Origin of the sequence: Amycolatopsis sp. NPDC051371 (assembly GCF_040682155.1) — a bacterium.
Taxonomy (GTDB): domain Bacteria; phylum Actinomycetota; class Actinomycetes; order Mycobacteriales; family Pseudonocardiaceae; genus Amycolatopsis.
This window is the reverse complement of sequence record NZ_JBFBAG010000068.1, coordinates 17,638-43,662: the sequence shown is the minus strand read 5'-3', so window position 1 is coordinate 43,662 and position 26,025 is coordinate 17,638. Positions and strand designations below refer to the sequence as shown.

The window sequence follows — 26,025 nt, the reverse complement described above, 5'->3', positions numbered from 1 at the left end:
GGCGATTGTTCAGGGCGATCGCCCTGAAAGGGGTTGCGATGTCGTCTCCGTCCGCGGCCGGGGGAGGCCGAACAGTGAAAGTCGTGGTGTGCGGGGCCGGGATCACCGGCTTGGCGGTGGCGATCAAGCTCGCGCGGGACGGGGCCGAGGTGGTCGTGCTGGAGCGTGCCCCGGCACCCCGCGAACAGGGGTACATGATCGACTTCTTCGGTGCGGGGTTCGACGCGGCCGAGGAGATGGGCGTGCTGCCGCGGATCCGGGAGCTGGCCTACCAGGTGGACGAGGCGAGCCTGCTCGACGAACGGGGCCGCCGTCGCGCGGCCGTGCGATACACGACTTTCGCCCGCACGCTGCAGGATCGCCTGTGCGGCATCATGCGGCCTGACCTCGAACGGGCGCTGCGCGAACACCTTTCGTCCACTGTGGACTTGAGGTTCGGCGCCGGCGTGACGGCGGTCGAGGACCTCGGCGACCGCGTCCGGGTGACCGCCGGCGACCAGGCGGTCGAGGCGGACGTGCTCGTGGGCGCGGACGGGATCCATTCCGCCGTGCGACGGCTGGTTTTCGGTGAGGACAGCCGGTTCCTGCGGTACCTCGGGTTCCACACCGCGGCGTTCGTGTTCACCGACCCCGAGATCCACCACGCGGTGGGCGACCGGTTCTGCCTCACCGACACCATCGGTCGCCAGATGGGCTTCTACGGCCTGCGTGACGGCCGGGTCGCCGCCTTCGCCGTCCACCGCACGGACGACCCTCGGCTGCCGGACGACACGCGGGCGGCGTTGCGCGAGGAGTACGGCTCGCTGGGCTGGCTGGTGCCCCGGGCGCTGCGGCGGTGTCCACCGAGCGAGGCCGTTTACTACGACGAGGTCGCTCAGATCGACATGCCTCGTTGGAGCCGCGGGCGCGTCGTGCTCGCCGGAGACGCGTGCTCCGCGGTCTCGCTGATCGCCGGACAAGGCGCCTCCCTCGGCGTCGCCGGTGCCTTCGTCCTCGGTGAACAGCTGCTGCGGAACCGTTCGGTCATCGACGCTTTCACCGAGTACGAGCGTCTGATGCGGCCGGTGGTCGAGGAGAAGCAGCAAGTGGCGCGCCGGAGCGCCCGCTGGTTCCTGCCGGAGAGCCCGCTCCAGCTCGGGGTCCGGCGTGCGGCGCTGCGGCTGGCCCGGGTCCCGGTCCTCGACCGCTACGTCGCCGCGGTACTGGCGGGCAAGTCCACCGCGGTGGTCACGAACCTTCGCCGCGCCGCCGCCGGGGCCGCGCGGTGAACCGGGTCGCTGCTCGGCCGTCGCTTCCTGCGAACACCGCAACAGCTCGGCCGGGCCGGTGGTTCGCGCTGGGAAAGCCGCTGGGGTGGCGCGACGACGGCAGCGACTGCGCCCGCGATCGTAAGACAGCCGTCAGGTGAAACTCCTTCTTCCCGTGTCAGGGTGAAACCCGAACCAGGAAGAAGGAAGGTGACCACGACATGACGACCGACGTAGCGGTGAAGGAGATCTCCGGAACCTGGGAGCTACCGGAGGTCCGGAGGTTGCGCCTGGACGCGGAACGGGTTTGGGAAGCCGCAGGAGCGCACCGCAGCCTGGCGGTCGAGCTGGAAACCGGCGTCGAGCCCGACGGGCTCTACCGGGGCAAGGTGCAACGCTGGCTCGCGGATGTCGCCGACTGCCACGCGATGGCGTACCAGGAGCTCGCCGCCGCCGCGGAAGCCCGCGGCGAAGCACGGCGGTTTCCGCGTCATACTCCACAGTGGGCGCGGTTGGTGGAGGAGTCCTCCGCGGCGATCCGCCGGGCGGAAGCCCACCACGAACGCGCCGCGGCTCAGTCCGCCAGGGCGGCCGGCGACGAAGCCGCGGCCCACCGGCACGAGACCGCCGCGGAAGTGGCTGACCGGCGTGCTTTGGCGCCGCTGAAGCGCAGCGCCTGACCTCGGGTTCCGATCGCCGTGCGGTACGACCACCGGGTCAGCGACGTTCGGCGTACACGGACCGTTCGACCTCCGACACGGGCAGATCACGCCCGCTCGGCCGGACGTAGCGGTCGGTGAACTCGGCTGGGCCGCACTGTTCGACCGTGTGCCAGCCGTACTCGGCCAGGAAGGCGTCGACCTCGTCGGGGTTCAGCCCGAAATGCCACAACCGGCGCTTCACCACGAACTCGTCGTAGGCGGCTCGGGCGCCGAAAGTCTCCGTCCCATCGAGGAAATCCCGGCGGATGTAGGTGAACGCCAGCTTGCTGCCTGCCGGGGCGGCGGACAGCGTGCGGAGGGTGCGGCGTACAGCGGCCTCGGTGAGGTACTGGGTCACGGCCTCCCAGACGAAGAACGTCCGCTGAGCACCCCGGTAGCCGTGCTTGCCGAGCTCGCCGGCCAGCTTCTGGGTCTCGAAGTCGACGGGGACCAGCGTGACCGTCTCCGGGAGCCGCCCGAAGACCTTCCGCAGCGCCGCGTCCTTGCGGGCGATGTTCGCGGGCAGGTCGACCTCGTGGACCGGAATGCCCTGAAGCGAGGGGAGCCGGTACGCGCGGGTGTCGAAGCCGGCGCCCAGGATGACCACGGCGTCGAGGCCCGCTTCGGCGGCCGCCAGTAGTTTGTCGTCGATGAACCGCTTGCGGCACAACATGCTCGCCCACAGGCCCGGCATCTTCGTTTCCGTCGCCGAGACGAGGAGCTTCCTCAGTGGTCGCCAAGCGGCCGACGCGGCGGTCAACCGGCCGGCGGTGGGGAGAATCCTGCGGGCCACGTCGTCCCTGATCAAGGGCGAGGTTTCGTGCTGGTCCGCGGCGACGATGACCGTCGGTCCGAGCGCGGTTCCGTCAGGGCCCTGCGGCATGGCGTGCTCCCCGAGTCGACGACTGAACGACGCCGGCCAGGCTACCTGCCTTTACGTCACGGGGTGAACGACCAGGCGGTGCTGAGGATTCACTTGCGGCCGAGCCGCCGCTGCGCGACCCGGATCGCGGCCGCGAGCACGAGAAAACCCGCGATGAGAGCGAGCGCGTCGAGCAGACCGGGCACGATCCTCCTCGAGCCGTGCGGTGTCCCGATGACTTCGGACGATCTCACGGTACGCCACCCGGCGGCGGCCGCTAGGCGGAGACGGCTTCGAGCGCTTTGTCGGCCGGATGCGGCGCATCGACGGCGGCGGGGACGTCCCGGCCCAGGAAGCCGTAGCCCGCACCGACGAGCAGCCCGCCACCGACCAGGTTGCCCAGCCCGACCAGTGCCAAGTTGAGCGCGAAGGCGCCGATGGAGGCGCCCGGCACGCCTTCGAACAGACCGAGCGAGAACACCGTCATGTTGGCCACCACGTGCTCGAACCCCGAGCCGATGAAGGCCAGCAGGCACCAGAAGATCAGCACCAGCTTCGCGCCGTCCGACTTCGTCCGAGCGGCCATCCACACCGCGAGGCACACGAGGAAGTTGCACAGCACGCCGCGGAAGAACAACATCCCGGCCGATTCCGCGGCCTTCGCCTTCACCGTCGCCACCAGCAACGCGGCCGCCGGAGCGGTGTGCCCGGCCGTCGCGCCGGCTTGCAGGATCCCGCTTTCGTGAACCAGCCAGGCGAAGGCGACCGAACCGACCAGGTTGCCCACGAACGACCCGGCGATCACGGCGAGCCCGGCTCCGGCACCCCGTCGGCGGGCGAGCGCACCCTGGACCATCGTCATCATGTTGCCGGTCGACAGTTCCCCGCCCGCGAACACGACGGCCGTCAACGCGATCCCGAACACCAGCCCCTGCACGAGCTTCGTCCACGGCGACTGCGCCGCGTTCAACGGACCCGTCACGGCGAGCAGCAGCACCACGGCGATGCCGATGTAGGCGCCGGCCAGTGCCGAGCTCAGCAGGTACCGGCCGGGCCGCCGGAGTTCGGCGATCTTGCTCCGGGCGGAGTCCGCCTGGAAACCGAGGGCTTCCGAAATCGGAACGGGCACGTCTACTCCTCATGGCGGCGTCGGCAGTGGCGATCGGGCGATCACTTGGTCAGTCGAACTGTTGCGTGATGCACACCGATGAAGCCGTGATCACGGCTGGATGAGCGGCACCGCACACCCGCGCCGCGCTCCCGTGAGACCGCCCATCCTCTACCGAACCGCTTGAATCGGACCGCCGGCTCGTTCGACAGAGGGTAGGTGAGGTCCAAGACGCGTCGGCGGCAAGTCTCGGTCGGCATGCGTGTGACCCACCAGACTCAGATACCCCCTGGGGGTAGTTGCGAGACGCCGTGCCGAAGGTTTGACCTCGCGTCATCACATACCCCCTAGGGGTAGGGATATCGGAGGGATGGTCGTCATGGCTGAAACCGACTCGAGACGGTGGTGGGCGCTGAGTCTCATCGCACTGGCCCAGTTCATGGTCATCATGGACACGTCGATCATCGGCGTCGCGCTTCCCGAGATGCAGAAAGACCTCGGGTTCTCGCCCGGCGGCTTGTCGTGGGTCTTCAACGCCTACGTCATCGCGCTCGGTGGGCTCCTGCTGCTCGGTGGGCGGCTCTCCGACCTGTTCGGGGCGCGGCGGTTGTTCACCCTGGGCTGGGTCGTCACGCTCGGCGGCTCAGTGGTCGCGGCGCTCGCCGGGACCGCGTGGGTCGAGCTGCTGGGACGCGTACTCCAGGGCGCGGGCGCGGCCCTCATCGCGCCATCAGCGCTGACGCTGCTGATGATGCTGTTCGGATCGCGGCCCCGCGAGCTGACGAAAGCGCTCGCCCTCTACGGCGCTGCCGCACCGGCCGGCGGAACCGCGGGAGTCTTCCTCGGCGGCGTGATCACCGAATGGCTTTCGTGGCCGTGGATCTTCTGGCTGTACGTGCCGATTTCACTGGTCGCGATCCTGGCCACCGGGCGGCTGATGCCCGCGGTGCCGGCCGAGCGCGGCTCGGTCGACGTCCTCGGGGCCGCGACCGTGACGGCCGGGCTCGCGGTGACCGTCTTCGCGGTGGTCCGTGCCCCGCAGGTCGGCTGGGGTGCGTTCGAGACGCTCGGAACGCTTGCCGGTGGCCTGGTCCTGCTCGCGCTGTTCGTCCTGATCCAGCGCGTCCGGCGGGTGCCGCTGGTCCGGTTGGGGATCTTCCGCACGCGCAACCTCGGCGGCGCGAACCTCGCGCAGTTCCTGCTCGGCGCCGCGTGGATCCCGATGTGGTACTTCCTCAACCTGTACCTGCAGCAGGTCCTCGGCTACGGCGCCTTCGCCGGCGGCGCGGCCCTGCTGCCGATGACCGTGCTGATCGTCGTGCTCATGGTCGCGGTCGCGCCGAAGCTGATCGCGAAGCTGGGCGCGAAAACGATGATCATCGGCGGGTTGTGGGCGCTCGCCGTGGGCCTGGTGTGGCTGTCGTTCGCTCGCCCGACCGGCAACTTCGTCGTGGACGTCCTGCCGGCGTCGCTGGTCGCGGCGCTCGGCCAGGCGCTGGCCTTCATCCCCTCACTCGGGACGGCGATCTCGAGTGCCCAGCCTGAGGAAGGCGGTCTCGCGGCCGGGATCGTCAACACGGCCTACCAGGTCGGGTCCGCACTGGGCCTGGCCGCGATGACCGCGGTCGGGTTGTCCTTCGGCGCCGGCTGGCACGACGACCCGGTCGCCCTGACCGGCGGCTTCTCGGCGGCGTTCCTGGGGGCCGCGGGTCTCGCCCTGCTCGGGGGGATCCTCGTCATGGCCACGCTGCGCGGCGACAAGCGCACCGCGGAGGTGCCGGCCGAGGAGGCCGTCGCGCGGTGACCGCCCGCTGTGCGGACTTGTCACCATGAGCCGGGGCGGCACCGCGAACTCGCGGTGCCGCCCTGGTCAAGCGTGTGCGTGGTTCGAATTGATCTGGGCGTCGATCGTCGTTTGGAAGTGCGGGCATTCCGCGATGTCTTCGTGGTCGCAGTCGATGAGGTCCATGTCGACATCAATTCGCAGCATGGCGAGCATGTCCAGCACTACGACTGACGCCACCGCGTCGCTGATCCGCCTGCTCGATGCCGTCGACGCGCTGCCCGGCGCGGCCGATCTACGCGCTCACACCTACGACCTGCTCCGAATTTCCTCGGGCCAGGCCGTCGTGGACGTTGGTTGCGGCGCGGGTCGTGCCGTGGCGTGGCCGAACTCGCCGGCCGCGGGGCCCGCGCCATCGGGATCGACCCGGATCCGCAGATGCTCGCCGCGGCGCGGGGCCGGTGGCCGGACCTCGACGTCCGCGAAGGTTCCGCAGGCGACCTGCCCTTGGACGACGGCGCTGTGGCCGGTTACCGCGCCGACAAGGTCTTCCGCGAGGTCGTCGATCCGGGCGCGGCGCTGGCCGAGGCGCGTCGGGTGCTCGCCTCGGGCGGGCGGATCGTCCTCATCGGCCAGGACTGGGACACCGTCGTCATCGACTCCGACGAACCGGAGCTGACCCGGACGATCGTGCACGCCCGCGCCGGCACGGTGCCCAGTCCGCGCGCCGCACGCGGCTACCGCTCGCTGCTGCTCGACGCCGGCTTCGACGACGTCACCGGTGAGGTGCAGACCGCGATCTTCACCGACCGCCTGGTGCCGGCGATGCTGACCGGGTTCGCCGCCGCGGCCTGCGAGGCCGGAGCCGTCGAACGTGACCGGGCGGACGCCTGGCTGGCCGGGCAGGCTCAGCGTGCCGAGGCGGACCGCCTGTTCGTGGCCGTGCCCCTGTTCATCGCCACCGGCATCGGCTGACCAACGGCGTCAAGCCGGGCGTCGCAGGCCGTCCAGGGTGAGGGCGGCCAGGCGGTGGGCCGCGGCGAGGGAAGGCAGGGCGCCCGCCGCGGTCAGGGCGTGGAGGCAAAAGGTCGCCAGCTCGTCGGCGGCCACGTCGTCGCGGATCTCGCCGGTCTGTGCCGCTTCGGCGACCAGTTCGCGGAACATGGCGTGCAGGTGCTGCTGGGCGTGGGCGACGTGGTCGCCGCGGTGCAGGAGCGTCACCAGTTCGGTGCCGTGGTGGTGTTGGGTTCGTTCGTGGTGGATCACCGCGTAGGCGTCCAGCACCTTCTCGAGGCGTTCGCCCGCCGTGCCGTCTTGAGCGCGGATCTCGGTGAGCTGGGTGAGGTGGGCGCGGATCTGGCGGTCGTGCCACGCGGTCACGATCGCCTCGACGTCGGGGAAGTACTTGTACAGCGTCGCCCGGCCGATTCCGGTCTTCGCGGCGATCTGCGACATCTTCACGCCGGTCAGCCCGTGCTCGGCCACGAGTTCCGCGGTGGCGTCCAAGGTCGCGTCGCGCACCGCCTCCCGGTGCGCCTCGATCGTCTCGTTCCACAGCTTCGGCACGACGTGAGCATACATAACGACGACCTAGAGACGCTCTGCATTGGCAGCGACAGTTTGTCTCGATAAAACTGAGCACCTCCTTTAGAAGGGCTCATCCCGATGACCGCTGCGCCACACCCCTCCCACCGCCCAGACGGTCCCGACGACCTCTATCGCACCCCGCCGCCATGGGACATCGGCCGGCCCCAGGGCGCGTTCCGCGCTCTCGCCGACGCGGGCGCGATCCAGGGGCGGGTCCTCGACGCCGGGTGCGGAACCGGGGAACACGTGCTGATGTGCGCCGCGCTCGGCCTGGACGCCACCGGAATCGACCTGGCGTCCGCGGCCCTGCAGCGCGCCGAAGAGAAAGCGCGCGAACGGGGGCGGACGGCGAGGTTCCTCCGTCGTGACGCCCGCCAGCCGGCCGAACTGGACGAGTCGTTCGACACCGTCCTCGACTGCGGCCTGTTCCACATCTTCGACGCCGAGGATCGCGCCGCCTGCATCCGCGCTTGGTCCGTCGCCTTGACGAGGATCTGAACCATGCCGGTCGCCGAGGCGCACATCGTCACGCCGCGCGCCGAACGGTTCCTCACCCAGCTGTGTCGCCACGCCGAAGCCATGGGCGGAAAGGCCCGGCATCTGCACGGCGGCACCGGGCAGCGTCCCGAGGTGGTGGCGGTAGAAGTTTCCGGGAACGAAGGGAAAATCCGGTTCAGCTGGGGTGCGTGCACGCTACGGTCTACTTCGGACACGTTGGCCGTGCACCTCGAGGCCGAAGACGCGGACAAGCTGGCGCGGCTTCAGGGCATCCTCACCGCGGACCTGGAACGGTTCGGCAAGCGCGACGACCTCAAGGTGAGCTGGCACGGACAGGAAGGCCCCGGCGCTGTTCGTCGGTCGCGCGGTACGACGATCGCGCTCGTTGTGGCCGCGGCGTCGGCCGTTGCCGCGCATCTGATGGTCGGCAGCGTGGCCTGGCGCTGGACGAGCGTGGCCGCCGAAGTCCTCCTCGGACTGGTGGTCCTGAAGATCGTCGTCGTGGCCGTGTTCGCCCGGCACCGGTTTCGGGGGCACGGCAGGCTCACATCAGCGCGAGCTCGCCGCGGAACACCGCCAGCAGAAGACCGGCGAGCGGACCCACCACGACCGACGCCGTAGCCGCGACATAGGCCGTGCTCTCCGACCACCGGTCGAGCGCCGGCCTCGTCGAGGACGCAGCCGGTCGCATCGCACCCACGATCCAGCGCAGGTAGTAGAAGAGGCTGGCCACGGTGTTCACGGCGGCCACGACGACGAGCCAGGCGTAGCCGCCGTCGAGGGTGGCGGTGAAGACCGTGAGCTTCCCGGCGAACACCGCGGTCGGCGGGGTGCCGACCAGGCCGAGCAGGCACACCGCGAGGCTGATCGCGAGCCACGGCTGGTGGCGCAGCAGGCCGTGGTAGTCCTCGATCGTCTTCAGCCGCGGCAAGGCACAGACGACGGCGAACGCGCCGAGGTTCGTCAGCGCGTAGGCGGCCAGGTAAAGCAGCATGCCGGGCAGGGCGAGGGAGCTGCGGGTCGCGACGGTGACGGCCATGAGCAGGTAGCCGACCTGGCTGATCGTCGAGTAACCGAGCAGCCGGCGCACGTCCTGCTGGAAGAACGCGGCCAGGTTGCCGAGCGTCATCGTCGCTGCTGCGATGATCGCCATGAGCAGGGGCCAGTCGACCGCGGTATCGTCCATTGTGGACGCGACGAGGCGGTAGGTGGCGATGACGGCGACGATCTTGGGCACCGTGGTGAGGAACGCGGCCGCGGGTGGCCGGGTGCCTTCGGTGACGTCCGGGACCCAGAAGTGCGCCGGGACCGCGCCCATCTTGAACAGCAGCCCGGCCAGCACGCCCACGAACCCGACGGCGACGGCGGCGGTGGGAGCGGCGCCCAAAGCGAGTTCGGCGTACGCGCTGGCGCCGCCGACGCCGAAGAGCACCGTCGCGCCGGCCAGCATCGTGATGCTCAGCAGCGCGCCGAGCAGATAGAACTTGAGTGCCCCTTCGGTGCCGGAGTCGTCCTTGGCGAAGCCGGCGATGGCGTAAAGCGGGATGCTGGCGAGCAGGTAACCGGCCACGAGCAGCAGCAGGTCGTTGGCGCCGGTCAGCACGATCGTGCCGAGCGCGGCGAGCAGCACGAGGACGTACAGCTCGCTCTCCCGCGGAGAGGACCGGAACTCGCCGGCCGTGACGCCGAGGGTCAGCAGGACGGCGGCCAGGACGATGGCCCGACCGGCGTTGGTGGCCACGTCGATCGCGTACGTGCCGCCGAACACTGTCCGGGTCGGCTCGGACCAGACCGTGACGGTGGCGACGAGGGCGCCGAGGCAGGCGAGGGCGGTCAGCAGCCGGACCGGCCATTGCCGTTTCCGGGGCAGGTAGGAACCCAGCAGGAGACCCACGACCGCGGCGAGCGCGAGGATGATCTCGGGCAGCAGCGCGAGTGGGTCTTGTTTCATCATCTCCACGGGCGCGTCACCTGGCCAGCTGGTTCAGGACCGACTGCGAGACGGGTTCGATCAGGTCGAGCAGGAACCGCGGGAAGACCCCGATGACGACGGCCAGCACCAGCAGCGGCGTGATCGACACACCTTCGGCGACCGTGAGATCCGTGGCCGGTGTCCCCGGCTTGCCGAGGAACACCTTCTGGAAGGCCCGCAGGAACAGCGCGGCGGTGATGAGGATGCCGAGGAACGCCAGCACCGTGGCGACGGGGGCGGCGCCGAGTGATCCGGTGAAGATCTGGAACTCGGCGATGAACCCGGAGAATCCGGGCAATCCGAGCGAGGCGAACGCCGCCGCGACGGTGAGGCCGGCGAACCGCGGTGCGCTCGCGGCGATTCCGCCGTAGTGGTCCATGTCGTACGTGCCGCCGCGCTCGTACAGCACGCCCGCGAGGAGGAACAGCGCGCCGGTGATCAGGCCGTGGCTGACCATCTGGGTGACGGCGCCGGTGACGGCGAGCTGGCGCGCTTCGGTCGCCGAGTTCGCGACGAGCCCGGCGGCGCCGACGGCCAGCACGATGTAACCCATGTGGTTGACCGAGGTGTAGGCGATCAGACGCTTGAAATCTCGCTGCCCGAGCGCGACCAGCGCGCCGTAGAGCACGCTGACGACGCCGACCACGACGAACACCAGCGCGTAGCGGCGCCAGGCGTCAGGCAGGATCGGCATCGCGATCCGCACGAAACCGTAGGTGCCCATCTTCAGCAGGACCCCGGCCAGGATCGCCGACCCGGCCGCGGGGGCTTCCGTGTGCGCGGGCGGGAGCCAGGTGTGGAACGGCACGGTCGGTGTCTTGATCGCGAACCCGACGCCGAGGGCGAGCAGCACCAGCCCGGCGGCCCACCCGCCACCGGCCAGCGGCATCTGGCGGGTCAGCTCGACGATGTCGAAGGTGTGCGGCGACGCGGTGACGTACAGCGCGATGAACCCGACCAGCAACGCCAGCGAACCGACGAACGTGTAGAGGAAGAACTTCATCGCCGCGCGGGCGGCGTCGCGGTGGCCCCACCCGGCGATGACGAAGTACATGCCCACGATGGACAGGTCGAAGAAGACGAAGAACAGGATCAGGTCCAGCGCGACGAACAGCCCGAGGCACACGGTTTCGAGGAACAGGAACAGCACTGCGAAGGACCGGATGCGGTCGTCCTGCCGCAGCGAATACACCGCGCAGGCCAGGAACAGGACGGCGGTCAACGCGATCAGTGGGAGGCTGAGCCCGTCGACGCCGAGGTGGTAGCCGGAGCTGACGCTGGGGATCCACCGCAGGTTCACTTCGTAGGCGTAGCCATCGCCGCCGGGGTAGCCGGCCCAGAGCGCGACGATCAGCGCGAGCTCCACAGTGGACGCCCCGACCCACCACCAGCGGACGAACCCGCCGGCGGCGCGCGGCACCGCGAGCAGGACCACGGCTGCCACCACTGGCAGGAACACCACGACGCTGAGCACGCGCTACCTCACGTTCGTCAGAGAACCAGCAACAAGACGGCGAGCACACCCAGCGCGACGGCGGCCTGGGCGTAGTAGTGGTGCAGCTGCCCGGTCTGCGGCCGCGCCGCCCACCTCCCGAGCGCACGCGCGCCACCGGCGACACCGCGCACGACGCCGTCGATCGACACCTCCACGCGCAGCGTCGCCAGCCGCCCGAGCGCTGCACCCGTGGCTGCGGCCGTGCGCACGCCGCCGTCGACGACCCGGTCGTCGAACCGGGCCACGCCCGCGGCCAGCCGCTCCACCGGCCGGGCGACCGCGACTTGCGCGGCTCGCTCCAGGTGCAGCCAGCCGGCGAGCAAACCCGTCCGTGGGGACGAGCGCCGCCAGGATGCGGCGGTCGCGACTCCGGCCACGGCGATCAGGCCGGACACGGCCGGCTCCCACCACATGGGCGTCGGAATCGCCGGGCCGCCGACGAGCCGCGAGAACCGGTCGGCCACGACTGGCAGGCCGCCGATTCCGAGCAGCGCGGCCGCCGCCGCGAGCACCGGCAACGGCCCGAGCAGCAGCCTGCTCAACGGACTTCCGGCCGGGTCGGCCGGTTTCCAGACGATCGCCAGGACGCGTCCGACGTAGGCGCCGCTCACGAGCGCGGCCGCCAAGCCGGCGACGTACAACGCCGGCGAGTCCGCCAAAGCCGTGGCGAGGACGGCGTCCTTGCTCACCCAGATCGACAACGGCGGCACCCCGGCCAGGGTGAGCGCCCCGATGGTGAACACGACGCCGAGCAGCGGATAACGCCGTGCCGCGCCTTCCAGCCGCCGGAGGTCCTTGGTGCCCAGGCCGACCAGCCAAGCGCCGGCGCCGAGGAAGAGCAGGCTCTTGGTCGCCGCGTGCGCCACGAGCTGCCCGGCCCCGGCAGCAGGCCCGCCCACGCCCGCGGCCAGCACCATGAACCCGATCTGGGAGCACGTCGACGCGGCCAGCACCTGCTTGAGGTCGCGCTGCACCACCGCGATCGCCCCGAGCACCAGCGCGGTGACCACGCCGAGCCACGCCACCAGGGTTGACGCCCACGCCGTCGCGGCGAGCAGCGGCTCCAGCCGGATCAGCAGGTACGCCCCGGCCGCGACCATGGTCGCCGAGTGCAGCAGCGCCGAGACCGGGCTCGGGCCGTCCATCGCCCGGGAGAGCCAGAAACTGAACGGCAGCTGCGCGGACTTCCCGGCGGCCGCCAGCACGATCCCGGCCGCCACGACGTCGCGCCAGCCGTCCGCCGCGTCCGGCAGGCCGGCCAGGGTGAGACCTGCGACGCCGCCCGCCAAGGCGGCCCCGGCCGCGAGGTACAGGCCGAGGTCGGCGGTGCGGGTGGTGAGGAAGGCGACGGCGCCGGAGCCGACGCGGTGGTTCTCGCGCCACCAGAATCCGATCAGGGCGTACGAGCAGGCGCCCATGACTTCCCACGCCATCAGCAGCACCACGAGGTCCCGGGCGGTGACGGTGATCAGCATGGCGCCGGCGAAGACCAGCATCAGCCCGTGGAAGCGGGCACGGGATTCCTCGGCGCCGAACTCGCCGGCCGCGAATACCAGCACGGCCACCAGCACCGCGGTCACGGTGAGCACCATGACCGCGGACAGCCCGTCCACGGCGAGGCCGATCCGCAGCCCCGCCAGCAACGGCGCGGAGACCTCGGGGCGGGTGATCGCGGCGACGATCGCAAGCACGACGGAGACGACCGCGGCTGCGACACCTGCCGCGGGGGCGACGCGGTCAGCCGGGCGGCCGGTGACCAGCAAGGCGGTCCCGGCGACCAGGGGCAGCGCGATCAGCAGCCACAGCGTCATCGGCTCAGCCCCTGAGGTCCGCGGCGGAGTCGGTCAGGTCGACGTCGCGGCGGCGGAAGATCGCGGTCGTCACGGCGAATCCGATCGCCATGTCGACGGCCATCAGCGTCACCGCGACGAGGACGACGACCTGGCCGTCCGGGCGGGTGGGGGAGGCGAAGTACCAGAACGCGGCCCCGCCGACGATCACGGCATTGGCCATCAGTTCCAGGCCCATCATGATCATCACGATGGACTGCTGGGACAAGGCGCCGTACAGGCCGATGCTGAACAGCGCCGCGGCCAGCAGCAGGTACTCCTGAAGCGTCATCGGTCCAGGCCTCCTCGCACCGGGTCGTCCGGACGTTTCGCGCGGAGGGCGTCGCCGTAGCGGTCGTACCGGCCGCGATGGTGAGCCAGTACGACGGTGGCGACCATCGTCGCGAACAGGCACAGCCCGAGCACCATCATCACCAGCATCTTCGAGCCCATCAGCGCCTCGCCCAGCGCGCGCGTCGGGTCCACCGGTCGTGGCTGGTCCGACGTCGGCCAGGGGACGAGCAAGATGCCGGCGGCGAGCGCGGCGAACACTCCGCCCGCGATGGCGAGGGAGCCTTTCTGGTTGTGCACCATCGTCATCGGCATCAACCCGGCCGGGTTCATCATGTACATGAGCATGAACACGACCATCACGACCATTTCCATGATCATCATGAGGACGACGAGCACGCCGAGGTAGGCGAGGTTCAGCAGCAGGATCGTGCCCGCGGCGAAGAGGAACGAGGCCAGCAGCGCGAACGTCGCGCGCGCCATCGAGTTCACGCGGAACACCGCCACGCCGGTCGCGACCGATCCTGCCGCGCACACCCAGAACACGACCGGCGTCCACATGGGACAGTGCTCCTTTCTTCAGCGGGCAAGGACGACGACGGCGACCCCGAGGGCCTGGACGAGGGTCAGCGGGATGAGCACCACCCAGGCGATCTCCTGGTAGCGCTCCAGCCGCAGTGTCGGGATCCGGCGCTTGACCCACACCAGCACCGCGAGCACCGCCACGGTCTTCACCAGCGACCACAGCCAGGCAGGCAGCACCGGTCCGGCGCCGCCGCCGAGGAACAGCGGGACCGCGAACGCCGCGCCCGAGGTCAGCAGCAGCCAGCGGGCGGCGGTGAACACCAGCCGGTCCACTCCGGAGAGCTCGGCCGCGGCGCCACCGGCCGCGTCGGCGCCGACCGGCTGGTCGAACGGTCCCCAGAACGCCATCGCCATGACCGACAGCAGGTAGACGACGAACGCGATCGGCATCCACACCACGAACCACACCGAACTCTGCGCGGCCACGACGTCGGCCACCCGCAGGGAGCCCGCGCCGAGCGCCGCGGTGATCAGGGCGAACATGTGCGGCAGCTCGTAGGCCAGACCCTGGGCGATGAACCGGTAGCCGCCGAGAAGGCCGTACGCCGAGTTCGCGCCCCAACCGACCAGCCAGACCGCCGCCCAGGCGACGACCTCCATCGCGTTGAACCAGACGACCCCGATCGACAGGTCCGCCACCGCCCAGTGCCCGAGCGGAGTCACGAGCGACGCGAGCACCGCGGCCAGCAGCAGCGCGAGGGCACCGCCGCGGCCCAGGAGGACGTCCGCGGCGAGGGTCCGGCGGTGTTGCTGGACGAGCAGCCCGCCTGCCTCGCGCAGCGGAAGCGTCATGGCCGCTCGCCAACCGGGGCCACCGCTTGCCCGGTCGTGCAGGACCGCGTCCCACGACGCGGTGCCTCCGGTCAGGACCGCGAGGACGACTGGCAACAGGAGGCCGCCCCACCAGGGGAGTTCGTCAACCACGGGCCACCCGCACACGCTCGAGGTCGGGATCGAAGCTGGCGACGATCAGGCGGGCCGTCGCGAACTCGGCGCCGGCCAGCAGACCCGGCAAGGCGTCGACGATTTTCGCGGGGTCCGGGTCGGCTTCCGCCCTCGCGGACGCGGCTTCGTCGACCCAGCGGGTCAGGCGGTCCCAGGCGTCGCCCGAGGCGGCGTGGACGCCGATGCCGGTCAGGGACCACCGCAGGACTCGTGAGCGGCGGATCAGCTTCGCCCAGCGCGTCAATCGCGCGCCCGGCTCGTGGCCGGCGAGCAGGTCGTCCCGCAGCCGCGCTGCGGTGCCCGCGGCGTACTCCCAGCCCGCGACGGTCAGCAGGCGCGCGCAGCTGTCGAGCCGGCGCGCGGCGATCCGGGCTTCGTCGTCCCAAAAAGCGGCCATCCCGTGCCGCGGGGTCAGCACGGCTTCGACGGCGGCCTCCTGCACGACATCGCCTTGGAGAACGGTGCGCACGAGCAGTCCGGCCGGCCACGCCGGGAGTACCGGTCCGAGCGGCACGGTCAGCCGGTCGAGCTTCAGGCCGTCGCGGTCGTCGGCACGGTCGGCCATCGGGATGCCGCCGGGCATCTCCATGCCGCTCATGTCGTGCCTGTGGTGGTGGCCGTGGTCGCAGTGGGCGTGCTCGTCCTCGGCGTGTTCCTGCTGGGCGGGCGGGTGCTCGGTCTCGCCGGTTTCCTGCGCTGGGGTGTGCCGGCCGTCTTGCGCGTGGTCGGCCGGCTCCGCGTGCACGTGCTCAGCGTCAGCCGCCTGCTCCGTTCCGCCCGCGCCCGCGATTGCCGAACGCTGCTCGTCCGGCGATCGCAGCCGCCGCTCGGCGGCGGTCAGCGCAGCCGCGATCCCGGACGTCGCTGCCAACTCGATGCGCACGCGAGGCGCCGGGATGAGCTCCCAGACCGCGTCGACGAACGGAGTCATCGCCGGGTCAGCCGGGCCCGCGACGACCAGCAGGTTCGCCTCCGCGGCGTTCAGTGCTGGTCGCCAGCCTCGCCGGCGGATTTCGTGCTCGACGGAAAGGCGGACGCCGGTCCCGCCGACCGTGGTGACGACCAGCGGCCGGACCGGCGTCCTGCCGAGCAGCCAGGTCGTCAGGTCCATCGGAAGACGCCTTCGCGCCAGGCGTACCAGACGCCGGCGAACAGCACGGCGAGGAAAGCGAACATCTCGACCACGGCGGGGGTACCGACCTCCGCCACGACGAGTGTCCACGGGTACATGAAGACCATCTCCATGTCGAAGGCCAGGAAGACCATCGTGATCGTGTACCAGCGGGCGTGGTAGCGGGAGACCGCGTGCTCGGCCGGGGAGCCGCCGGACAGGAAGGGCAGGACGTCCCGGGCCGCCGGCGCCGGCCGAACCAGCCTCGCGACGCCGTAGGCCGCGGCGACCAGGGCGAGGACACCGACGAGCACTACGAGTGCACCTTGCACCGCACCTCCTCGGATTGCACCGGTCTCCTACGGAGCCTAGGGGGCCGAACTGCTTCGAGCAGCCCGGAACGGGATCATACACATACCCTCGGGGGGTAAGTCGACGAAAGATGTCCCGGACGCGAAAACGGGACGGCATCGCGAGAGTGCGATGCCGCCCCGACGTTGTCCTCCGAATTCAGGCCGTCGGCCGGGTCGCTCCGGCGTACTGGCTCTGCAGTGGCGAGGTCTTCACGACGTCACCGGGCTCTAGCTGGTCGCGCGGTACCGGTGTGCCGTACTGGGCTTGGGCCGCGGAGTTGCGGGGGAGCGTGATCCCGGCCTTCTTGTACGCCCACAGAGGAGGCCCGAGCAGTCGAACGAATCGGGACCGGTGGCGCCCCACACGTAAGGACTTCCGAGCCTGCTCAGGGCGGCGTCGACTGCGGTTTGTGCAGCCGCCGTCGGCGCCTTGACGTCGGGCGCCTTTCCGCCGGTGTCGCGCTGCGCGGCTTTGTCCGAGGCGCTCAGGCTCTTGTCGGCAGCCTTGACTTGCTCGATCAGCGTGGGAGCAGGAAGAGAAGGTCTACCGCCACGATGACGGTAGGCACTGCACCGAGCGCGACGCAGGACAAGCCGGCGAGCCAGATCGTTCGGCTACGCGTCCCCCGCGACAACCAGACCGCGAAACCGCCGGCCAGCACCGTCCATCCCGCGGCCGCAGCGAACATGGTGAATGTCGTCTCAGAACCAGCCCAGTCTCGACCGCCACGCGCCAAGAAGGCGAAGAGGAGCAGCGCGCCTGCGGCGGCGATTCCGAGCGAGATCAAGACGAGTCCCAGCGTCATGACTACTGTTTTCGCCACGCGTAAGTCCTGAGTGCCGTCTTCTCGCACGACGGCACGATACCCCGTGGCGCGACGGGACTTGCATCCCGCGTGTGCTGCCCGTCGAAGCAGGCGTCCCGAGCCTCAGCAGTCCCGTCAGCAGTCGACCTGTGCTGGTTAACGTAATTACTGTCATCGGCTGTCAACTTCTTGATCGACAGCGGGTGGTGGCCCAGAAGGCGCTGGTTGTGTGGCCCAAACGCGGAAAAGAGCCCTCTCAGCGGCATAGCGGACGTTGAAGCGACCGGAGCCACTCGGCACCCGCGGTGAGCGCTGCCCGGACGACCTTGCCTTGCACGAAGCACAGCACTCGACGATCTCATCGACCAGCGTGCGGGGGCGGCTTGCTCGACCGCCCGGACGATCTTCACGTAGCAGCCGCAGCGGCAGATGTTTCCCTTGATGCAGCCGACGCCGGACATGATCTGCCCGGGGGTGCAGTACCCGCACTGGAACGCGTCCTGGTCGACGAACGCCGGCTGCAACGGGTGCAGCGGTCCGTCGTCACCGCAGCCGTTGACTCGGGGGCCGTCGACGAGAACGGTGCACGCACCGCAAGCGCCGGCATCGCACCCCTTATTCGTGCCGGGCAGCCCGAAGTGCTCGCGCAGCAGGTCCAGTAGCTAGCGGCAGCGGCGGCGGGCTCGGCACCCGGCAACGACGGTCCGGCGGCGGCCGCGGCACCACGCACCGCGGACGCCGTCGTCGGTGGTCAGTCCGCGACGCCTTTGCTCTGGTCGACGTAGGTCTGCCGTTCCGGGGTGACGCGCAGGATGACGCGCTCGGACTTGATGTTGTCCGGTGGGTAGTCGTCGCCGGTGTACTTGCGGGCGAGCCGGTCGACCTGGCGGCGGGCTCGTTCGCCGTTCTCTACGCCGGTCACTGTGCCGCGGACTTCGGCGTAGCGGTACGGGTCCTGCTCGTCGCGGATGAGCACCGTGATCCGGGGATCGCGGGCGACGTTGTGCGCCTTCGCCCGGTGGGTTTCGGTGTTGAGCACGATTTCGCCGTCCTCGACGTCCACCCAGATCATCTGGGTCTGCAGCCGTCCGCTGGGCAGCACCGTCGTGACGGCGGCGAAGTTCTTGCCGGTGGCCAGTTCCTCTGTTTCGGGCAGCAGCTTCGGGCCGTCCGCGGTCTGAGCGGGCACGACTTCCCCTTCCGGTCGGGGCGGCGCTGGGGTACGCCGCCCCGATCGGCTACCCGGGCCGGCCGGGCGCAAACGGCGGGTCAGCTGCTCAGGGTGATGGCGGCGTCGGGTTCGACGACCCGGAAGCTGAAGCTCTCCTCCAGGTAGAGGGTCACCGTCTCGGCGTCGTGGTGGCTGTAGCCGACGGCGAGGTCCTGGCCCAGCTCGAGGGAGAAGTCGCCGCCGTCGAGGCTCACGATCAGCGCGCCGTCCAGCCCGGGTGCGCGGACCACCTTGCCGCCGCCCAGCACGCGGCGGAGGTGGTCGAACAGCAGGTGCCCGCCGTGTTCGGTGCTCTCCACGATGCGTGTGTAGCCGGCGGGGGCGATGGCGAGCCCGTACGGGCCCTTGATACCGGCTTGGCGGAGCGTGTCCACCGCGCGGGCGACGACGCCGGGGTAGGCGTCAGGGTCGTCGCCGAGCGACGGCGTGTCGTAGGGGCAGGTCTCGGTGATCCCGGTGATGCCGGCCGCGGCCCAGCCGTGGAAGACGGCGCGGTTTTCGACCATCGCGATCTGCTTCGCCGCGCGGTCGAGGTCGTCGAACTCGAGGTCGTCGGCACCGCGCTCGGCGTCGTCCAGCTCGGCGCGCGACACCGTGAACGGCACGCGCACCTCGGTGAGCGGCAGGACCCGGCGTTGCCGGACGACCACGCCTTCGCCCGCTTCGGCCAGTGACGCGGAGGCGAGGGTGGCGGTCCGGCCCAGGTCGGTGGCGGAGTGCCGCCAGCCGTGCGGGCCGGCGACGTCGACCAGGCGGCGGGCCGCGAGGTGGGTCTGCAGGCGCTCCCGGGCTTCGGCATCGACCTCCTTCCAGCCCGCGTCGGTGATCGGGGCCAGGTCGCGCATCAGGTGGTTCATGTCAGTCCTGTTCCTTGAGGCTGCCGATGCCGAGCGAGGCGTCCGCGGGGCGGTCGCCGAGTTCCTCCTCGACGTACTCCCGCGGGTCGAGGTCGCTGACGTCGAGGTCGCGGGCGCCCTCGTGCTGCCGCTTGAACTCGGCGAACCGGCGGCCCAGCTCCTCGCGCAGGCCGGGATCGGCGTGCCGCCGGAAGTCCGCCAGGCCGTCGTCCTCCTCCTCGGCCATGTGCTCGCTGTTGGCCGTGCGCGCCTGGCGCACGGCCGCGTGCCACGCGGTGCTGCCGACGGGGTGCAGGGCGGCCTCGTGGACGCCGTCACGGATGTCGTTGTGGTCGCCGATCGCGTCGAGCGTCTCCTCCTCGGCGTCTTCGCCGCGTCGGAGCAGGTGGGGGTAGAAGATCTCCTCCTCGGCGCGGGCGTGCACGTCGAGCAGGTCGGCCAGCGGCTGCCACACCTTCGCCAGTTCGGCGGGGTCGGTGAGGTCGTCGAGCCGGGCGAACTGGCGCCGGAACCAGTCGTGATCGTCGAGGATGAGGCTGGTGATGTCGGCCATGCCACTGTCCTACCCCGCGCGGGCGGCCGGGGAAACCCGGCACCGCGGTTGGCCGGAGATGCCTCGGGTACCCGGATGGCGAAGCTTGCGAAGGGAGCGACCGTTGCCTGCCCGGGCCGAAACCCTGCGCCGCTACCGGCGCGCGTGCGACTACCTCGCCGCCGCGATGATCCACCTCAAGGACAACGTCCTGCTCACCGAGCCACTGCGGCCCGAACACCTCAAGCCGCGGCCGCTCGGCCACTGGGGCACCTGTCCGGGCCTCACGCTGGTCTACGCGGGGTTGAACCGGCTGGTCGCCGATACCGGCCAGCGGACGCTGCTGGTGACCGGGCCCGGTCACGGCGCTCCGGCGATCCACGCCAACCTGTGGCTGGAGGGCACCCACGCCGAGCACGACCGCCGGCTCGGCCTGGACGGGCACGGGCTGGCCGAGCTGGTCCGGCGGTTCTCCTGGCCGGGCGGGTTCCCGAGTCACCTTTCGCCGGAGGTGCCGGGCGTGATCCACGAGGGCGGCGAACTCGGCTACGCGCTGGCCACGGCGTTCGGCGCCGCGCTGGACGATCCGGGGCTGCTGGTGGCGTGCGTCGTCGGCGACGGGGAAGCCGAGACCGGGCCGACGGCGGCCGCGTGGCACAGCCCGAAGTTGACCGGTCCGGGTGACGGGCGGGTGCTGCCGATACTGCACCTCAACGGCTACAAGATCGCCTCGCCGACGATCTACGAGGCGATGTCCGACGACGAGCTGGTCACTTACTTCACCGGGTGCGGGTGGACGCCGCTGCTGGTCGACGTCCGCGGCACCGACGATCCGGACACCCCGCTCGCCGACGCGCTGACCCGCGCGCACGAGCAGGCCGGCGGTCCCCCGCCGATGATCGTCCTGCGGAGTACAAAAGGCCTCGGCCTGCCCGCCGAGTCACCGGACGGGACGCCGCTGGAAGGGACGTTCCACGCCCACCAGGTCCCGCTGCCGTCCGCGGCCGACGACCCCGCCGAACTGGCCGCACTGGAGGGCTGGCTGCGCTCCTACCGGCCCGAAGAACTCTTCGGTGCCGACGGCGTGCCCGCGCTCGACCTGCTCGAGGTGCCGCCCGAGCCCGGGCTGCGGCTGGGCCGGGTCCCGCAGGCCAACGGCGGGCGGTTGCGGCGCGACCTGCCGCTGCCGGACGTCGGGAAGTACGCCGTCGCCGTCGACCGGCCGGGCGGTACCGACGCCAGTGCCCCGGAGGTCCTGGCCGAGTGGCTGGCCGAGGTCATCCGGCGCGCCCCGGACACGTTCCGGGTCGTCTGTCCCGACGAGCTGGAGTCCAACAAGCTGGGCGGGCTGCTGGAAGCCACCTCGCGCCAGTTCGACGCCGAGGTGCCCGGCTATTCCGAGCACCTGGCCCCGCGCGGCCGGGTGCAGGAGGTGCTGTCGGAGCACCTGTGCCAGGGCTGGCTGCAGGGGTACCTGCTCACCGGGCGGCACGGCCTGTTCCCGTGCTACGAAGCGTTCGTGTCCATTGTGGACAGTATGGTGAACCAGTACGCCAAGTTCCTGAAGATGTCCGCCGAGGTGCCGTGGCGCGCGCCGGTGGCGAGCCTGAACTACCTGCTCAGCAGTGACGGCTGGCGCCAGGAGCACAACGGCTACAGCCACCAGGGCCCCGGCTTCATCAACCAGATGGTCACCAAGAAGGCCACCACCGCGCGCATCTACCTGCCGCCGGACGCGAACACGCTGCTGGAGGTCATGCACCGCTGTCTCGCCTCGACCGACCTGATCAACGTCGTCGTCGCGGGCAAGCAGAGCGGCCCGCAGTGGCTCGCACCGGACGAGGCTCGTGCACACTGCCGGGCCGGCGCGTCGGTCTGGCAATGGGCCGGCACCACCGACGGCGACGCCGACGTCGTGCTGGCCTGCGCCGGCACGACGCCGACCGTCGAGACAGTGGCGGCCGCCGAGCTGCTGCGCGAAGTCGCGCTGGACCTGCGGGTCCGGGTGGTCAACGTCGTGGACCTGCTGTCGCTGTGCCCGCCGGACCACCACCCGCACGGGCTGGCCGACGAGGCGTTCGCCGCCTGCTTCGGTGACGACCTGCCGGTGGTGTTCGCCTTCCACGGCTATCCCTCGGCGGTGCACGAGGTCCTGCACGGCCGGCCCGCCACCGCGCGGTTCCACGTGCACGGCTACCGCGAGGAGGGGACCACGACCACGCCGTTCGACCTGCTGGCGAGCAACCGGATGACCCGCCACGACCTCGCGGCCGACGCCCTCACCCCGGCCCGCGGCTGGGCCTCGGCCGGCGGCGACCTCGCCCGCGAACTGACCCAGCGGCGGGACGCACTGCTCGTGCGGTCCTACCAGGACGGTCAAGACCCCGAGGAGATCACCGGCTGGCGGTGGCGTGGATGAGGATCCTCACCGTCAACCCCGGCTCCGGCAGCCTGCGCCTGCACGTCGTCGAGGATGAAGACGTCGTCGACTCGGCCGAGATCGGGGGGCCGCCGGCCGACGCCGCCGACGACGTGAAGTCCTTTGTGAATGGACTGGAGGTGGACGCGGTCGCGCACCGGCTCGTGCACGGCGGCGCGGATCTCGTCGCCCCGGCGGTGGCCGACGACCGGGTGCGCGCCGCGATCGCCGCCGCGAAGTCCCTCGCGCCCGAGCACGTGCCGAACACCGAAGCCCTGCTGGACCAGCTGACCGAGCTGCTGCCGGACGTGCCGCACGTGGTGTGCCCGGACACCGGGTTCCACCGCGGGCTGCCGGAGATCGCCCGTACCTACCCGCTGCCCGCGCGCTGGCGCGCCCGGTGGGACCTGCGGCGGTTCGGGTTCCACGGGCTGTCGTTCGGCTGGGCCGTGCGTCGCGCCGCCGAGCTGCTCGATCGCCCGGCGGGGGAGCTGAACCTGCTGGTGGCGCACCTTTCCGGCGGCTGCTCGGTCTGCGCGGTGGCCGGTGGGCGCAGCGTCGACACCTCCATGGGGTTCACGCCGTTGGAGGGAACGATGATGGCGAAGCGCTCCGGGACCGTGGATCCCGGGATGCTGCTGTGGCTGCTGCGCGAAGGGCACCTCGGTGTGGACGAGCTGGAGGACGGGCTCTACCACCACTCCGGGCTGCTCGGCCTGTCCGGGACGTCGGACGACACGCGTGACCTGGTCCGAGACAGCCGGGCGGGCGACGTCAAGGCCCGGTTCGCGATGGCCGTGTTCGAGCACCGCACCCGACGCGAACTCGCCGCGGTCGCGGCGAGCCTCGACCGGATCGACGCACTCGTGTTCACCGGCGACATCGGCTGGGACCAGCCGGAGGTCGCCGAAGCCGTGGCCGGTGGCCTCGGGGTGCTGGGCTTGCGGGGTGGGCTCAGCCGCGTTCGGGAGCGTGACGCGGTGATCAGCCCGGCCGGAGCGCGCGTTCCGGTGCTCGCCGTGAAGTCGAGGGAGGAGCTTTCGCTGGCCGCGGCGGCCGCGAATGTGGTTTGAGCGCGATCTCCCGTCAGAGCGAGGGCCGGCTCTGGGTGCGGCGGATCGTGACCCACTGGGTCCGGGTGAACTCTTCGAGGTTGACCGTTGCCCCGAAGCGGCTGTCGCCGCCGGAGTCGCCGATGCCGCCGAACGGGGCCTGGGCTTCGTCGTTGACCGTCTGGTCGTTGATGTGCACCATGCCCGCTTGCAGCCGGTCGCCGACGTCGAGGGCTCGGGCGGTGGAGCCGGCGTGCACACCGGCGACGAGGCCGTACGGCGTCGAGTTGGCCAGCTCGACCGCCTCGTCGTCGCTGCCGAACGTGGTGACGACGGCGACCGGGCCGAAGATCTCTTCGGCGAACGCGGGCATGTCGGGGGTGACGCCGGTGAGCACGGTCGGGCGGATGAAGAGCCCGTCGCGATTGCCGCCCGCGGCGATTTTCGCACCGGCTCGCACCGAGCGGTCGACGATGTCGGTGATGTGGTCGGCTTGGCTTTCGTTGATGACCGGGCCGAGGTCGACGTCCTCGCGCGGATCGCCGACAGTCAGCGACTCGGCGATCCGGGCGAGTTCGGCGACGTAGTCCTCGGCCAGGGACTCGGCGACGAGGTGCCGTCCGACGGCCATGCAGACCTGTCCCTGGTGGACGAAGCTGCCGAACGCGCCGGCCGCGGCCGCCGCGCCGGCATCGGCGTCGTCGAGCACGAGGAACGCGTTGTTGCCGCCCAGCTCCGAGACGAACTTCTTGAAGTGCTTGCCCGCGGCCTCCGACAGCGACCGGCCGACCGGTGTCGACCCGGTGAACGACACCATGCCGATGTTCGGGTCCTCGGCGACGGCGTTGCCCAGTTCGCTGCCCTTGCCGGGCAGCATGTGCAGGACGCCTTCGGGCAGGCCCGCTTCCTGGAACAGCCGCGCGATGACGACACCGCAGCAGATCGCGGTTTCGCTGGCGGGCTTGAGCAGTACCGCGTTCCCCGTGGCGAGGGCGGGCGCGACCGACCGCATGGCCAGCACGAGCGGGAAGTTCCACGGCGCGATGACCGCGACGACGCCGAACGGGACGCGGCGGGCGAGGCTGGTCCGGCCGGGCTGGGTGGTCGGCAGCAGGCTGCCCCACGGCTGACTGGGCAGCGCGACGGCTTCGTGGAGTTCGTCGAGGGCGAGGTCGAAATCGAGCTTGGCGGGGCCGCGTGGCTTGCCCGCTTCGCGCACGAGCCAGGTCGTGATTTCCTCGCCGTGTTCGGCGAAGAGTTCGGCGGCTCGGCGCAGCACGGCCGCGCGCTCTGCGAAGTTGCGGGCGGCCCAGTCGCGGCCGGCGTCGGCCGCGCGGTCGGCCGAGCGGGCGAGGGTGTCCGCGTCGGCGGTGCCGACTTCGCCCAGCGTGTCGCCGGTCGCGGGTTCGGTGGCCGTCATGGTGGCTCCGGTGGAGGTCCACTGGCCGGTGAAGATCTTCCCGGTCCACAGTGCCGTGTCGTCGAGCAGTCCCACGCCGTTTCCTTCCCTCGGGTGTTCTGCACGCCTACCCGGGTGGGCGTGGCGGAAACGTCGTTTCACGGGAACGACGCCGGGTACGCGACCAAGATGGGTATGCGAGCAGTGGTGATGACCGAGTTCGGCGGACCCGAGGTGCTGACGCCGAAGGACGTCGACCCGCCCGAACCCGGGCCGGGCGAGCTCCTGGTCCGGGTGCTCGCGTCGGGAACGAACCCGGTCGAGGCGAAGATCCGGCAGGGCGTGGCGATTCCCGACCTCGAGCTGCCCGCCGTGCTCGGCGGGGACGTGTCGGGGGTCGTCGAGGCCACTGGACCGGGGGTCACCGACTTCGCCGAGGGCGATGACGTTTTCTACACCCCGGAGATGACGTCGCGGTGGGGGAGCTACGCCGAGCTGAACGTCGTCTCGGCGGCCATCGTGGCGCCGAAGCCGCGCGGGCTCAGCCACGTCGAGGCGGCGGCCATCCCGCTGGCCGGCGGTACTGCATGGGAGGGGATCGTCCGCCGGCTTGCGGTGCGGCCCGGCGAGACGGTCCTCGTGCACGCCGGCGCGGGTGGCGTGGGCAGCTTCGCGGTGCAGTTCGCCGTCGCGGCGGGCGCGCGGGTGCTCGCCACGGCCGGCCCCGACAACCACGACCTGGTCCGCGACCTCGGTGCGGTCCCGATCGACTACCACCGCGACGACCTGGTCGACGTCGTCCTCGAACACACCGGCGGCACCGGCGCCGATGCGGTGTTCGACCTGGTCGGCGGGGAGAACCTGGTCAAGAGCTGCGCGGCGGCCCGCCCGTTCGGCCGGCTCGCGACCGTGCTCCCGCCCGCCGGCGAGCTGACCCCGCTCTACCAGCGCAACCAGCAGCTCCACGGCATCATGCTCACCCGCGAGCGACGGCGGCTGGAGGAGATGACGCCGGTGTTCGAACGCGGCCAGACCCGGCCGGTGGTGCAGGAGGTGCTTCCGCTGGACGAGGTGCGCAAGGCGCACGAGCGCCTCGATTCCGGGCACGGTCGCGGCAAGACGGTGCTCGATCTCGCTTAGCGAGCACGCGGGGAAAGCCGAACAGGCGACCAGCGCGTAGCCGGAGAACTCGACCACGCGCGGCAGCATGGTGGACTACTGGCAGGGCAGCTCCGATGCCATGAGCGGGATGGCGCTGTGAATCGTGCGTCGAAGTCCGCGGACGGCAGCCAGCTGGAGCTCGCCGCCCCGCTGGAGGAGCTGAGCGGCGGCGGTCACGATCGGGTGTTTTCCGGTCGGTGG

26 protein-coding genes and 2 pseudogenes are annotated in these 26,025 nt (G+C 71.0%); 9 read left to right on the top strand and 19 right to left on the bottom strand.

Features of this window, described 5'->3' with window-relative positions:
- Window positions 1–74: 74 nt before the first annotated feature.
- Window positions 75–1,268 carry an FAD-dependent oxidoreductase gene (locus AB0M59_RS48565; protein ID WP_364629511.1) on the top strand — a complete coding sequence of 398 codons (1,194 nt, stop codon included), beginning with the start codon at window positions 75–77 and terminating at the stop codon, window positions 1,266–1,268.
- A 200-nt stretch (window positions 1,269–1,468) separates the two neighbouring features.
- Window positions 1,469–1,927 (top strand): hypothetical protein, encoded by a 459-nt coding sequence (locus AB0M59_RS48560; protein WP_364629509.1) that lies wholly within the window; start codon window positions 1,469–1,471, stop codon window positions 1,925–1,927.
- A gap of 37 nt (window positions 1,928–1,964) precedes the next feature.
- On the opposite strand, the gene AB0M59_RS48555 is transcribed toward AB0M59_RS48560, so the two are convergent.
- Window positions 1,965–2,831 carry an SAM-dependent methyltransferase gene (locus AB0M59_RS48555; protein ID WP_364629506.1) on the bottom strand — a complete coding sequence of 289 codons (867 nt, stop codon included), beginning with the start codon at window positions 2,829–2,831 and terminating at the stop codon, window positions 1,965–1,967.
- Between the two features lie 256 nt (window positions 2,832–3,087).
- Entirely contained in the window at window positions 3,088–3,939 is an 852-nt protein-coding gene (locus AB0M59_RS48550) for a formate/nitrite transporter family protein (RefSeq protein WP_364629503.1), read from the bottom strand.
- A 358-nt stretch (window positions 3,940–4,297) separates the two neighbouring features.
- Between AB0M59_RS48550 and AB0M59_RS48545 the strand changes: the two genes are divergently transcribed.
- Complete coding sequence (locus tag AB0M59_RS48545; protein ID WP_364629500.1) at window positions 4,298–5,722, top strand: MFS transporter; 1,425 nt, start codon at window positions 4,298–4,300, stop codon at window positions 5,720–5,722.
- A 66-nt stretch (window positions 5,723–5,788) separates the two neighbouring features.
- Here the strand turns inward: AB0M59_RS48545 and AB0M59_RS48540 are convergent, their stop codons facing one another.
- The gene (locus AB0M59_RS48540) at window positions 5,789–5,926 is read right to left on the bottom strand and encodes a hypothetical protein (protein ID WP_364629497.1); all 138 of its coding nucleotides are present in this window, start codon (window positions 5,924–5,926) and stop codon (window positions 5,789–5,791) included.
- A 156-nt stretch (window positions 5,927–6,082) separates the two neighbouring features.
- On the opposite strand from AB0M59_RS48540, the gene AB0M59_RS48535 reads away from it, so the two are divergent.
- On the top strand, window positions 6,083–6,676 hold the full coding sequence (locus AB0M59_RS48535) for a methyltransferase domain-containing protein (RefSeq protein ID WP_364629494.1): 594 nt from the start codon (window positions 6,083–6,085) through the stop codon (window positions 6,674–6,676).
- Window positions 6,677–6,685: 9 nt separating this feature from the next.
- Here the strand turns inward: AB0M59_RS48535 and AB0M59_RS48530 are convergent, their stop codons facing one another.
- Entirely contained in the window at window positions 6,686–7,267 is a 582-nt protein-coding gene (locus AB0M59_RS48530) for a TetR/AcrR family transcriptional regulator (protein ID WP_364629491.1), read from the bottom strand.
- A 99-nt stretch (window positions 7,268–7,366) separates the two neighbouring features.
- Between AB0M59_RS48530 and AB0M59_RS48525 the strand changes: the two genes are divergently transcribed.
- Window positions 7,367–7,786 (top strand): class I SAM-dependent methyltransferase, encoded by a 420-nt coding sequence (locus AB0M59_RS48525; protein ID WP_364629488.1) that lies wholly within the window; start codon window positions 7,367–7,369, stop codon window positions 7,784–7,786.
- Between the two features lie 3 nt (window positions 7,787–7,789).
- Window positions 7,790–8,407, top strand: coding sequence for a DUF2218 domain-containing protein (locus tag AB0M59_RS48520; RefSeq protein WP_364629485.1), 618 nt, complete (start codon window positions 7,790–7,792; stop codon window positions 8,405–8,407).
- On the opposite strand, the gene AB0M59_RS48515 is transcribed toward AB0M59_RS48520, so the two are convergent.
- From AB0M59_RS48515 to AB0M59_RS48450, 14 genes and pseudogenes are all read right to left on the bottom strand, one after another.
- Window positions 8,331–9,740, bottom strand: coding sequence for an NADH-quinone oxidoreductase subunit N (locus tag AB0M59_RS48515; protein ID WP_364629547.1), 1,410 nt, complete (start codon window positions 9,738–9,740; stop codon window positions 8,331–8,333). The genes AB0M59_RS48520 and AB0M59_RS48515 overlap by 77 nt on opposite strands.
- 13 nt (window positions 9,741–9,753) lie before the next feature.
- Window positions 9,754–11,232, bottom strand: coding sequence for an NADH-quinone oxidoreductase subunit M (locus tag AB0M59_RS48510; protein WP_364629483.1), 1,479 nt, complete (start codon window positions 11,230–11,232; stop codon window positions 9,754–9,756).
- Between the two features lie 17 nt (window positions 11,233–11,249).
- Window positions 11,250–13,064, bottom strand: coding sequence for a proton-conducting transporter membrane subunit (locus AB0M59_RS48505; protein WP_364629480.1), 1,815 nt, complete (start codon window positions 13,062–13,064; stop codon window positions 11,250–11,252).
- A 4-nt stretch (window positions 13,065–13,068) separates the two neighbouring features.
- Complete coding sequence (nuoK, locus tag AB0M59_RS48500) at window positions 13,069–13,374, bottom strand: NADH-quinone oxidoreductase subunit NuoK (RefSeq protein WP_364629477.1); 306 nt, start codon at window positions 13,372–13,374, stop codon at window positions 13,069–13,071.
- The gene (locus tag AB0M59_RS48495; protein WP_364629474.1) at window positions 13,371–13,934 is read right to left on the bottom strand and encodes an NADH-quinone oxidoreductase subunit J; all 564 of its coding nucleotides are present in this window, start codon (window positions 13,932–13,934) and stop codon (window positions 13,371–13,373) included. Before AB0M59_RS48495 ends, nuoK begins: the two co-directional genes overlap by 4 nt.
- 18 nt (window positions 13,935–13,952) lie before the next feature.
- The gene (locus tag AB0M59_RS48490; RefSeq protein WP_364629471.1) at window positions 13,953–14,882 is read right to left on the bottom strand and encodes an NADH-quinone oxidoreductase subunit H; all 930 of its coding nucleotides are present in this window, start codon (window positions 14,880–14,882) and stop codon (window positions 13,953–13,955) included.
- Complete coding sequence (locus AB0M59_RS48485; RefSeq protein ID WP_364629469.1) at window positions 14,875–16,014, bottom strand: hypothetical protein; 1,140 nt, start codon at window positions 16,012–16,014, stop codon at window positions 14,875–14,877. Before AB0M59_RS48485 ends, AB0M59_RS48490 begins: the two co-directional genes overlap by 8 nt.
- The gene (locus AB0M59_RS48480) at window positions 16,005–16,346 is read right to left on the bottom strand and encodes an NADH-quinone oxidoreductase subunit A (RefSeq protein ID WP_364629466.1); all 342 of its coding nucleotides are present in this window, start codon (window positions 16,344–16,346) and stop codon (window positions 16,005–16,007) included. The genes AB0M59_RS48485 and AB0M59_RS48480 overlap by 10 nt, the downstream gene beginning before the upstream one ends.
- Before the next feature lie 178 nt (window positions 16,347–16,524).
- Window positions 16,525–16,886, bottom strand: a pseudogene (locus AB0M59_RS48475) (C40 family peptidase); the annotation flags it as partial.
- Window positions 16,886–17,173: a hypothetical protein gene (locus tag AB0M59_RS48470; RefSeq protein ID WP_364629463.1), complete on the bottom strand. Its 288-nt coding sequence runs from the start codon at window positions 17,171–17,173 to the stop codon at window positions 16,886–16,888. The gene AB0M59_RS48470 and the pseudogene AB0M59_RS48475, both read right to left, overlap by 1 nt.
- A gap of 380 nt (window positions 17,174–17,553) precedes the next feature.
- Window positions 17,554–17,835 (bottom strand): annotated as a pseudogene (locus tag AB0M59_RS48465) (2Fe-2S iron-sulfur cluster-binding protein); the annotation flags it as partial.
- Window positions 17,836–17,924: 89 nt separating this feature from the next.
- On the bottom strand, window positions 17,925–18,362 hold the full coding sequence (locus tag AB0M59_RS48460; RefSeq protein WP_364629461.1) for a PPOX class F420-dependent oxidoreductase: 438 nt from the start codon (window positions 18,360–18,362) through the stop codon (window positions 17,925–17,927).
- 80 nt (window positions 18,363–18,442) lie between these two features.
- Window positions 18,443–19,261, bottom strand: a complete 819-nt coding sequence (locus tag AB0M59_RS48455; protein ID WP_364629458.1) for a family 1 encapsulin nanocompartment shell protein — start codon at window positions 19,259–19,261, stop codon at window positions 18,443–18,445.
- A gap of 1 nt (window position 19,262) precedes the next feature.
- A complete protein-coding gene (locus AB0M59_RS48450) occupies window positions 19,263–19,814 on the bottom strand; it encodes a hemerythrin domain-containing protein (RefSeq protein ID WP_364629455.1) in 552 nt (183 codons plus the stop codon).
- Between the two features lie 103 nt (window positions 19,815–19,917).
- On the opposite strand from AB0M59_RS48450, the gene AB0M59_RS48445 reads away from it, so the two are divergent.
- Together AB0M59_RS48445 and AB0M59_RS48440 are read left to right on the top strand one after the other, a co-directional pair.
- Window positions 19,918–22,212 carry a phosphoketolase family protein gene (locus AB0M59_RS48445; protein WP_364629453.1) on the top strand — a complete coding sequence of 765 codons (2,295 nt, stop codon included), beginning with the start codon at window positions 19,918–19,920 and terminating at the stop codon, window positions 22,210–22,212.
- Window positions 22,200–23,285, top strand: coding sequence for an acetate kinase (locus tag AB0M59_RS48440; RefSeq protein WP_364629451.1), 1,086 nt, complete (start codon window positions 22,200–22,202; stop codon window positions 23,283–23,285). The genes AB0M59_RS48445 and AB0M59_RS48440 overlap by 13 nt, the downstream gene beginning before the upstream one ends.
- A 13-nt stretch (window positions 23,286–23,298) precedes the next feature.
- On the opposite strand, the gene AB0M59_RS48435 is transcribed toward AB0M59_RS48440, so the two are convergent.
- The gene (locus AB0M59_RS48435; protein WP_364629448.1) at window positions 23,299–24,759 is read right to left on the bottom strand and encodes an aldehyde dehydrogenase family protein; all 1,461 of its coding nucleotides are present in this window, start codon (window positions 24,757–24,759) and stop codon (window positions 23,299–23,301) included.
- 114 nt (window positions 24,760–24,873) lie between these two features.
- Here AB0M59_RS48435 and AB0M59_RS48430 point away from each other — a divergent pair, with 114 nt between their 5' ends.
- On the top strand, window positions 24,874–25,803 hold the full coding sequence (locus AB0M59_RS48430; protein WP_364629445.1) for a zinc-binding dehydrogenase: 930 nt from the start codon (window positions 24,874–24,876) through the stop codon (window positions 25,801–25,803).
- Window positions 25,804–26,025 lie beyond the last annotated feature (222 nt).